This window comes from Streptomyces sp. NPDC031418 (assembly GCF_055581605.1).
This window is the reverse complement of record NZ_JBVIJC010000038.1, coordinates 41,237-51,059: the sequence shown is the minus strand read 5'-3', so window position 1 is coordinate 51,059 and position 9,823 is coordinate 41,237. Positions and strand designations below refer to the sequence as shown.

At 72.4% G+C, this 9,823-nt stretch carries 8 protein-coding genes; 3 read left to right on the top strand and 5 right to left on the bottom strand.

The annotated features are described in order from the left end of the window. Positions 1-144: 144 nt before the first annotated feature. Complete coding sequence (locus tag ACZ5CZ_RS37550) at positions 145-963, bottom strand: L,D-transpeptidase family protein (protein ID WP_468949279.1); 819 nt, start codon at positions 961-963, stop codon at positions 145-147. A 92-nt stretch (positions 964-1,055) separates the two neighbouring features. On the opposite strand from ACZ5CZ_RS37550, the gene ACZ5CZ_RS37545 reads away from it, so the two are divergent. After that, positions 1,056-2,636, top strand: coding sequence for an acyl-CoA mutase large subunit family protein (locus tag ACZ5CZ_RS37545; protein ID WP_385843513.1), 1,581 nt, complete (start codon positions 1,056-1,058; stop codon positions 2,634-2,636). 36 nt (positions 2,637-2,672) lie between these two features. Here ACZ5CZ_RS37545 and ACZ5CZ_RS37540 read toward each other — a convergent pair whose 3' ends face one another. Next, on the bottom strand, positions 2,673-4,043 hold the full coding sequence (locus tag ACZ5CZ_RS37540; RefSeq protein ID WP_468949274.1) for an FAD-dependent monooxygenase: 1,371 nt from the start codon (positions 4,041-4,043) through the stop codon (positions 2,673-2,675). A gap of 71 nt (positions 4,044-4,114) precedes the next feature. On the opposite strand from ACZ5CZ_RS37540, the gene ACZ5CZ_RS37535 reads away from it, so the two are divergent. After that, positions 4,115-4,768, top strand: coding sequence for a TetR/AcrR family transcriptional regulator C-terminal domain-containing protein (locus ACZ5CZ_RS37535; RefSeq protein WP_468949272.1), 654 nt, complete (start codon positions 4,115-4,117; stop codon positions 4,766-4,768). On the opposite strand, the gene ACZ5CZ_RS37530 is transcribed toward ACZ5CZ_RS37535, so the two are convergent. From ACZ5CZ_RS37530 to ACZ5CZ_RS37520, 3 genes are all read right to left on the bottom strand, one after another. Next, a complete protein-coding gene (locus ACZ5CZ_RS37530; RefSeq protein WP_468949270.1) occupies positions 4,753-5,898 on the bottom strand; it encodes an acyltransferase family protein in 1,146 nt (381 codons plus the stop codon). The genes ACZ5CZ_RS37535 and ACZ5CZ_RS37530 overlap by 16 nt on opposite strands. 97 nt (positions 5,899-5,995) lie before the next feature. Next, positions 5,996-7,330: an alpha-2,8-polysialyltransferase family protein gene (locus ACZ5CZ_RS37525; protein WP_468949268.1), complete on the bottom strand. Its 1,335-nt coding sequence runs from the start codon at positions 7,328-7,330 to the stop codon at positions 5,996-5,998. Beyond that, on the bottom strand, positions 7,327-8,304 hold the full coding sequence (locus tag ACZ5CZ_RS37520) for a glycosyltransferase family 2 protein (RefSeq protein WP_385843521.1): 978 nt from the start codon (positions 8,302-8,304) through the stop codon (positions 7,327-7,329). The genes ACZ5CZ_RS37525 and ACZ5CZ_RS37520 overlap by 4 nt, the downstream gene beginning before the upstream one ends. A 198-nt stretch (positions 8,305-8,502) precedes the next feature. On the opposite strand from ACZ5CZ_RS37520, the gene ACZ5CZ_RS37515 reads away from it, so the two are divergent. Continuing rightward, on the top strand, positions 8,503-9,813 hold the full coding sequence (locus ACZ5CZ_RS37515; RefSeq protein ID WP_468949266.1) for a DUF6716 putative glycosyltransferase: 1,311 nt from the start codon (positions 8,503-8,505) through the stop codon (positions 9,811-9,813). Positions 9,814-9,823 lie beyond the last annotated feature (10 nt).

The window sequence follows — 9,823 nt, the reverse complement described above, 5'->3', positions numbered from 1 at the left end:
TTTTTGGGGTTTGGGGATGAGGGAGGGGGGGAGCGGGTGGGGAGTGGGCTGGAGAAGGGGGCGGGGGTCCCCCCGGTATCCGGTGTTGGGGGGCGGGGGGGGGGGGGAACACTTCCCCCCGTCCCCCCCCGCGCCCCGAATCCCTCACCAGGAGACGACGACCTTGTCGCCCACCCGCACCTGCGCGAAGAGCCGGGCGATCGCCGTCTCGTCCCGGACGTTCACGCAGCCGTGCGAGCCGCCCGCGTAACCGCGCGCCGCGAAGTCGTACGAGTAGTGCACCGCCTCGCCCCCGCTGAAGAACATCGCGTACGGCATCGGCGAGTGATAGAGCGTCGACACATGGTTGCGTGACTTCCAGTAGATGTGGAACACACCCTCGCGGGTCGGGGTGTACTGCACGCCGAAGCGCACGGCCATGGTCGACACGGTCCGCCCGTCGATCATCCAGCGCAGCGTCCGGCTGGTCTTGCTGATGCACAGCACCCGCCCGGTCAGACAGCGCGGGTCGGGCGCCGCGGCCGGCTGGCCGCCCATCAGGTACAGCTCCCACTTCCCCGGCGCATGCGTCATCGCCAGCAGCCGCCGCCAGGTCGCGGTGTCCGTCATGCCGGTCCGCGGCAGCCCCCGCTTGCCCTGGAAGCCGCTGACCGCCCGCTCGGTCAGATCGTCGTACGACCCCGTCGGCCCGTCGAACAGCCAGTCCAGCTGGCGCAGCCGCGCCTGGAGCTCGCGCACGCCCGGCCCGCTGTCGCCGCGCCGCCACAGCACGGCGGGGGACGGCGTCTCCGCCCGCGCGCCGGGCGGGGCCTGGGACCGGGTCCGGGCGGGTACCGGTCCGCCGGGTCTGCCGTCGGTGCCCGCGGGCTGGACGGTGCAGCCGACGAGAGCGGTGAGGGCGGTGAGGGCGGTGAGGGTGACGGCACGGGCTCGTACGGCGGCGGGGCCGCCCGGCAGCTTCATGCCGAGGATGCTTCCCCGCGTGACCGCCGCCGAACGAGCGGGCATGGTGAGAAGTGACGGACGTACTGCCGTACCGCGGAGGCGAGGCATCCATGGCGCGTGAGTCGGAGTCGGGGCTGCCGATCGAGCCGGTCTACGGCCCGTCGGCGCTGGACGGCTGGGACCCGGCCGTCAGTCTGGGCGAACCGGGCGGCTACCCCTTCACCCGGGGCGTGTACCCGACGATGTACACCGGCCGCCCCTGGACCATGCGCCAGTACGCCGGTTTCGGCACCGCGGCCGAGTCCAACGCCCGCTACCGGCAGCTGATCGAGCACGGCACGACCGGGCTGTCGGTCGCCTTCGACCTGCCCACCCAGATGGGCCATGACTCCGACGCGCCCCTCGCGCACGGCGAGGTCGGCAAGGTCGGCGTGGCGATCGACTCGATCGAGGACATGCGCGTCCTCTTCGACGGCATCCCGCTGGGCCAGGTCTCGACGTCGATGACGATCAACGCCCCGGCGGCCCTGCTGCTCCTGCTCTACCAGCTGGTGGCGGAGGAGCAGGGCGTCCCGGCGGACCGGCTGACGGGGACGATCCAGAACGACGTCCTGAAGGAGTACATCGCGCGCGGGACGTACATCTTCCCGCCGAAGCCGTCCCTGCGGCTGACCGCGGACATCTTCCGCTACTGCACCGCCGAGATCCCGAAGTGGAACACGATCTCGATCTCCGGCTACCACATGGCCGAGGCGGGCGCCTCGCCCGTGCAGGAGATCGCCTTCACGCTCGCCGACGGCATCGAGTACGTGCGGACGGCGGTCGCGGCCGGGATGGACGTCGACGACTTCGCCCCCCGCCTGTCCTTCTTCTTCGTGGCCCGTACGACGCTGCTGGAGGAGGTCGCGAAGTTCCGCGCGGCGCGGCGGATCTGGGCGCGGGTGATGCGGGAGGAGTTCGGCGCGCGGAACCCGAAGTCGCTGATGCTGCGCTTCCACACCCAGACGGCCGGGGTGCAGCTGACCGCCCAGCAGCCGGAGGTGAACCTGGTCCGGGTCGCCGTACAGGCCCTCGCGGCGGTGTTCGGCGGCACCCAGTCCCTGCACACCAACTCCTTCGACGAGGCCATCGCGCTGCCGACCGACAAGTCGGCCCGGCTGGCGCTGCGGACGCAGCAGGTGCTGGCGTACGAGACGGACGTACCGGCGACGGTGGACCCGTTCGCCGGCTCGTACGCGGTGGAGCGGATGACGGACGAGGTGGAGGAGGCGGCCGTCGCCCTCATGCGCAGGGTGGAGGAGTTCGGCGGGGCGGTGGCGGCGATCGAGCGGGGCTTCCAGAAGGCCGAGATCGAGCGGAACGCCTACCGGATCGCCCAGGAGACGGACTCCGGCGAGCGGGTGGTCGTGGGCGTCAACCGCTTCCAGCTGGACGCGGAGGAGCCGTACGAGCCACTCCGCGTCGACCCGGCGATCGAGGCCCGGCAGACCGAGCGGCTGCGCCGGCTCCGCGCGGAGCGGGACCAGGGCGCGGTGGACTCGGCCCTGGCCGCCCTGAAGAAGGCGGCGGAGGGCGAGGACAACGTCCTCTACCCGATGAAGGAAGCCCTGCGCGCACGGGCGACGGTGGGAGAGGTGTGCGGCGCGCTCCGCGAGGTGTGGGGCGCTTATGTGCCGTCGGACGCGTTCTGATCCGGGCGGGTACCCCGTAGGGGCGGCCGCGGCCGGTCAGAGGCCGACCGTGGGGAGGTAGGACTCCAGGCCCGCCGTCGTGTCGCCCGTCCAGGCGATGTGGCCGTCCGGGCGGATCAGGAAGACTCCGGGGCCGTAGCCGGCGGGGGCTGCGGGCAGTGCGCGGATGTCCGGGCGCGGGGCGGGGGCGCCCAGGAGGGTCCAGTGCGGGCCGCGGAAGGTGTCGAAGAGGCGGACGCCGTTCACCGTGCCGTCGGGGGCACGGTCGCCCGCCTGGACGCCGGTCGGGTGCTTGCGGGTCTCCGCGCTCAGGGACGACGTCCGGTATCCCACGTCGAGCTGGACCGTGGCCCGGCCCCGGCGCACCTCTCCGCGGTGCACGCCCGTCGACAGCTCCAGCATCGCGGCCGCGTTCGCCCGGCGTTCCTCCTCGTAGGTGTCGAGCAGTGCCTCCGGCGCCCCGTCGCGCAGCACCGCGCCCAGTTTCCAGCCGAGGTTGTAGGCGTCCTGCACGCTGGTGTTGAGCCCCTGTCCGCCGGCCGGGGAGTGGATGTGCGCGGCGTCGCCGGCCAGCAGGACCCGGCCCGCCCGGAAGCGGTCGGCCAGGGCCGCGCGAGGCCGGAACTCCGAGGCCCAGTGCACCTCGGCCAGGTCCCCGGCGTCCAGGTGGGTGCCGGCGGCGACCAGCCTGCGCAGTCCGTCGAGGGAGAGGTCCACCGCCTCGTCCTCCGCCAGGCGCGCCTGGAGCTGGAACCGGTCCGTGCCGGCCAGCGGGCACAGGCCGACGACGGTCCCCTCGTCCCTCGGGAACACATGCCAGTGCTCCCGGTCCAGGCCACCGATCCGCACGTCCGCCACCAGGAACGGCGCCGGGTCCACCGTCTCCCCGGTCATGCCGACGCCCACGGCGCGCCGGATGGCCGAGCGGCCGCCGTCGGCCGCGACGACATACCGCGCGCCGAGCGTCGTACCGTCGGCGAGGCCGACCCGCACCCCGTGCGCGTCCTGCTCCACGCCCGTCACCTCGTGGCCGAAGGCGACCTTCCCGCCCGTCTCCAGCAGCCGCGCGTACAGCACCTCCTGGGTCCGCCACTGCGCGATCGACCACGGTTCGGGGTACGGCGTGCCCTCGTCCGGCGCGATCCGGTCGAACATCGGGCTGGTGTCGGCCGGTGCGCCGTCCCGCCAGATCAGCCGTGGCGGCACCGGACCGCCCGCCGCGCGGATCCCGGCCAGCACGCCCAGGTCGTCGAAGACCTCCAGGGTGCGCGGCTGGAGGCCCTTGCCGCGTGAGCCGGGGAACAGGCCGTCGGCCCGCTCCAGCACCAGCGCGTCCACTCCGCGCCGCGCCAGGTCGATACCGAGGGTGAGACCGGTCGGCCCCGCGCCGACAATCACGACATCCATCCCAGCTCTCCTTAACGTCGTTAAGTTCCGTCGCTCGCAAGGATGCCCTTAACGCTGTTAAAGTGTCAAGGGTGAGCCCCGAGAAACGCGCCCCCCTGGACCGCCGCCGGGTCGCGGACACCGCGCTGCACCTGCTGAACGAGGTCGGCCTGGACGGCCTGACCCTGCGCGCCATCGCCCAGCGGCTGGACGTCAAGGCGCCCGCCCTGTACTGGCACTTCAAGGACAAGCAGGCGCTGCTGGACGAGATGGCGACGGAGATGTACCGGCGGATGGTCGCCGGAACCGCGCATCACCCGGACGACACCTGGCAGGAGCGGCTGCGCAAGGTCAACCGCGGACTGCGCGCCGCACTGCTCGGCTACCGCGACGGCGCCAAGGTGTTCAGCGGCTCACGCTTCACCGGCACCGACCACGCCTCCGAGCTGGAGGCCAACCTGCGCTTCCTCACCGGTGCGGGCTTCACCCTGGCCCAGGCCGTCCAGGCGTCCCGCGCGGCGCACCTGTACACCCTCGGCTTCGTCACCGAGGAGCAGGGCATGCGGCCCCGCCCGGACGAACCCCGGCAGGGGTACGACCTCGTCGAGGAGCGGGCCCGCCGGCTCGCCGACTACCCGCTCGCGGCCGAGGCCGGGAAGGTGCTCTTCGACGACTACGACCGCCAGTTCGAGGAAGGACTGGCGGTCGTGATCGCGGGAGTGGAGGCGCGCTACGGCATCGGCTGAGCGCGGGCCGGCGACGGTTTCAGCGCCCGCTTCAGCCGCGGCCCGAACGGCCTCTCCACCAGCCGGTGGATCAGCCAGGCCAGCACCAGCATGGCCACCACCGTCAGGGCGAGCGTCGGCCACGGCGGCAGCCCCAGGCCCCGGTGCAGCACCCGGATGACGAACCAGCCCAGGTGCTCGTGGACCAGGTAGAACGGGTACGTCAGCGCGCCCGCCGTGACCAGCCAGCGCCAGGAGGCCCACTGGGTCCAGCCCAGCGCCACGGCGGCGACGGCGGCGAAGGCGAGAGTGACGACGAGCATCACGACGTACGGATCGCGGTGCGGATGCGGGCCCCACAGCCCGCGCGTGGCCTCGCTCTGCGCCAGCAGCCAGGACATCGCGACGATGCCCCAGGCGAGCAGGCCGCTGCCGAAGCGGTGGATCAGATACAGGGCCAGCCCGCCGGTGAAGTAGGGCGCGTACTCGGGCATGACCAGCTGGTTCAGCAGGTCGTTGCCGGAGCCGTGGCACAGCACCGCCGCCGCCGTCCACACGCAGGCGAACAGCACCACCCGGCGGTAGGTCACCCCGCGCACCACGACGAGCAGGGCGAACAGCACGTAGAAGCGCACCTCGACCCAGAGGGTCCAGCACACGCCGAGGACCCGGGTCGCGCCCATCGGCTGCTGGAGCATCGTCAGGTTCACCAGGAACTCGTCCGGCCGCACCGGGTGGACGACGACGGGCAGCGCCGCGGCCGCGCCGGTGACCAGCACCAGGGCCACCCAGTAGGCGGGGTACAGGCGCGCGACCCGGGAGCGGAAGAAGTCGCCCAGAGTGCGGCCCCAGCTGCTCATGCAGATCACGAAGCCGCTGATGACGAAGAAGAACTGCACCCCGAAGCAGCCGTACACGGCCACCCGGTACAGGGTGGGGAAGATGTGCCGCGGGTCCCCGTGCCAGGACCCGGCGACCGTGCCGCCGCGACCGGCGTAGTGGTAGAAGCAGACCAGCAGCGCGGCCACCAGCCGCAGACCGTCCAGGGCGAACAGCCGGCCCCGGCGACCCGTCGCGAGGACCCGGCCGCCGTCCGGCCGGGGTATGACAGGCCCCGCCTCGGCGGCAAGCCCGGGAGAGGGAGCGGGCATATACGGATTCTTCCTTCCTGCGTGCCTGCCACGGACGTCCTGCGTGCCCGCCGCGAACCGACCCGGCGCCCGGGCACGGCATCCGACCCGGATGCCGTCAACCGCGTGCGCCGCGGCGCAGGCTGCGGGCCTTGCGGGCCACGCGGCGGACTGTTGCGTTGCGGGGGATGAAGGCCAGTTGCGCCGGGACCCCGCCGGGCAGGGCCAGTGCGGACAGACGCCGTCGCTTGAAGTAGCGCGCGGTGTGCGCGTCCAGGTTCCGGGCCAGCCAGCCCTCGGCCTCCGGGCGCAGCCCCGGCAGGATCTTCGGCTGCATCGCGAAGCCCACCGCGCGCACCAGCCCGCTCAGCGCCTCCACGGTCATGCCGCGGCGCTGCTCGGTGACGGCGGCCGCGTCGGTCAGCTCCGGCAGCAGCGCGTCCACGATGGTGACCGGGACCCGGTTGCTGTTCTCGTACGGCGTCAGCCCCTCCAGCAGCAGCTCGGTGCCGACCCGGGCGACCGGAAGGCCGTACAGGGCCTGCGCCGTGAGCAGCGCGGTGGAGAAGCAGCCGACGACCAGCGCGGGACGCATCCGCTGGTACAGCACCTCGGCCAGCACCGGGGTGTCGAGCACGGTCAGCTCGGCGTCCAGCCGCTCCGCCTCCTGCTCCAGGGAGCGGGTGTAGCGGGCCGGGGCCGAGGGGTGCGGCTTGAACACCACCCTCCGGTGGCCGAGCCGGACCGCGCCGCGCAGCATCCGCACATGCAGCGCCTCCTCCTGCTCGGCGGTGAGGATGTCCAGCGCGGACAGGTACTGCCCCAGCAGCAGTGCCGGTTCGTCGATGTCCGGCAACTCCGCGGTTTCCTGGGCGAGTTCGGCGAGCACCTTAATGAAGGCCGGGCTCGGCAGCAGCTCGCCGGGCACCCCGAACTCGGTGAGCAGCAGCGGCTCCAGACCCGGCACCAGGTCCAGGTGCAGCACCCGGTCCACCCGGGTGCCGACCAGCGGGTCGATCTTGTTGCGGGTCGGGCCGTAGCTCATCAGTCCGTCGGCGTACACCGTGACCGGGGCGCCGGTGAAGCTCTGGGCGAGCGCCAGGGACGGGTTGACCTGGATCGACTCGACCGCCAACTCCACGTCGTCGGAGCCGAGTTGCCACTCGTGGCGCAGATAGCGCTCCCAGAGCGGCAGGTCGTCCGCGCGGGGTGCCCAGCCGCCCGGGTGGAAGGGGAAGATCGCCGCGTTGTACGAGACGACGTCGTCGAAGCGGTCCCGCAGCCGTTCGAAGCCGGGCGCCCGGTCCAGCGCCGGGGTGATCTCCGGTGCGGCCGCGTTGTTGCAGACCAGCAGGATCCGCCGGTCGGCCGGGCGGAAGCAGCCGGAATCCAGTGCGGCGGCGAGCGTGGCCGTGCCGTACAGCGTCGACGCCTGGAAGATCTGGGTGGTCACGCGGCGGCCCCCGCGGCGGCGGGACGGCGGCGCAGCCGGCGCAGCCGGGAGGCGCGCTGGATGTCCATCGAGTCCAGTGCCTCGTCCAGCACGTCCTGCGGCATGCGCCGCAGCGCGGCGGCACTCAGGGATTTCAGTTTCTTCGCCACCGCGGGCTCGAACCTTTCGATGGTTCCCAGATGATGGGAAATGATGGCGCAATAGGTGCGGACGGCCTTCGGCAACAACCGTGCGGCCTCCCGGTCCAGGGCGGTTTCCGCGATGACCTGATCGAACGCCCGAATGAAATCGAGTTGCCGCACATCGCCGATCTGGGTGAGCGAGGACGCGACCCCGCGCCGGTAGAACACCCCGAGCAGGCTCACCACGGCGAAGGACTCGGCCTCCCGGTGCAGCTTCCAGATCCACGGCCGGTCCTCGGCCGTGCGCAGCCCGTCGGTGAAGTGCAGCAGCCCCCGCTCCAGCAGCCGGCGGTGGTAGACGCCCGCCCAGGCGTACGGGTAGTCCACGGACGTGGACCGGTCGGCGGGCAGTATCGCCTCGCGCGGGTCCAGCACCACGTTCCGCCGGCCGACCGGCACCCGCACCACACTGCGCGCCCGCGCCGTGCACTGCACATGGTCGGTGCGCAGGAAGTCGCAGCCCAGCTCGTCCATCGCGGCGACCAGCCGGGGAAAGTAGCCGGGGGCGAGCCAGTCGTCGCCGTCCAGGAAGGTCAGATACTCGCCGCGCGCCCGGTCGATCCCGGTGTTGCGCGCGGTCGCCAGCCCGCCGTTCTTCTCGTGCCGGACCAGCACGGCCCCCGGCAGCTCGCGCTCCGCGCGCGCGAGAATCTCTGGTGTCCCGTCGCGGGAACAGTCGTCGACGAGAATGAATTCGAAGTCCTCACGCGCGTTCGCACCCAGACTGGTGAGGGTGTCGGGCGCGTATTGCTGCACGTTGTAGAACGGCACGATGACGGAGAGCTTGACCACGTCAGGGACGTTAGGGGGAAGCCCGTCATTCGTCTTGACGCTTCGCTTGATACCGGGTGAACGACACGTGGCGAAGCTGTGAACCGGGCTTTTTCAGGGGGAGTTCCCGGCCCGATTCGCCATTCGGCGGTGTGCTGTTAACCGTTTGTTGCATTCCGGTTGGGCGGAACCTCGGAATGCCTTCCTAGCGTCTTCGGCGTGCCAGCAAGTGCAACGAAGTCCCTGCGGGTCGCCGTTCTCGCGGACTCCGACACCCGGTGGAAGTGGGGGGCGCTCACCGCGCAGCGCCTCACTCCGGCGGCTGCCGGGGTCCGGCTCGACGGCTACCTCCTGCGGGGGCGCGCCACACCGACCCCCCGCCAGCTTCAGGAAGTCGGCGTCCGGGCGGACTCCCTGAGCGAGGTCACCGGCGTCGAGTTCCTGCGTGCGATGACCGCCGAGCCGTACGACATCCTCGTCCTCGCCCTGGTCGGCGGCGGTGTGCAGGCGATGCTGCACGGGCTGCGCAACGCCTGGGGCACGGGCCCGCGTCCGGTGGTGGTCACCGGATACGTCGGCGTCGTCTACGAGAAGCTCGCCGACGGGCTGCTGCTGCGGCACGGCGCCGACCTCGTCCTTGCCAACTCCCGCCATGACGCGGACCGGTTCCGGGCCGTGTACCAGGGGGTGGGGGCCGACGCCTCCGCGGTGACCGAGGTCGCGCTGCCCTTCCTCGGCGGAGCGCCGTACACCGGTGAACACGACCCCTACACGGTGGTGTTCGCGGCCCAGCCGTCCGTCCCCGACAACCGACGGGACCGCACCTATCTGCTGGACCGGCTCGTCGAGCACGCCCGCCGCCACCCCGAGCGCGAGGTGCTGCTCAAACTGCGCTCCAAGCCCGGGGAACACACCACCCACATCGAGGAGCTGCCGTACCAGAAGCTGGTCCAGGGCAAGGAGCTGCCCGCCAACTTCCGCCTGGTGTACGGCCACATGGGCGAAGTCCTGGACCGCACCGACCTGCTGGTGACGGTCAGCTCCACGGCCGCGCTGGAGGCCCTGCACCGCCGTATCCCCACGGTCCTCCTGACCGACCTCGGGGTGCGCGAGGTGCTCGGCAACCACCACTTCACCGGCTCCGGCTGCCTCGCCTCCTGGGACCAGCTCGACGCCGGACACCGGCCGGTGCCGGACGAGGAGTGGGTGGCCCGGCAGGGCGTGGCCGCCGACGGCGGCTACGAGACGGCCTTCGACACGGCCCGCGCCCGCATCGCCGAGCTGCTGGACCGCCCCGGCGGGCTGCCGCCCCTCACCCCCTACTACACCCCCCGCACCGCCCCCGGCTATCTGCCCGGCATCCTCGCCCGGCACCACCTCGGCCCCGACGGCGCCCCGCTGCCCGGCGCGCCCGCCGCCGACAAGGCGCCCGGACCGGTCCGGCAGATCGTCCGCCGGGCCGCGCGCGGCGCCTACCGCCACGGTGTGCAGCGCGTGGCCCCCGTGATCCGCCGCATGGGCGAGCTGTGAACCCCCAAGG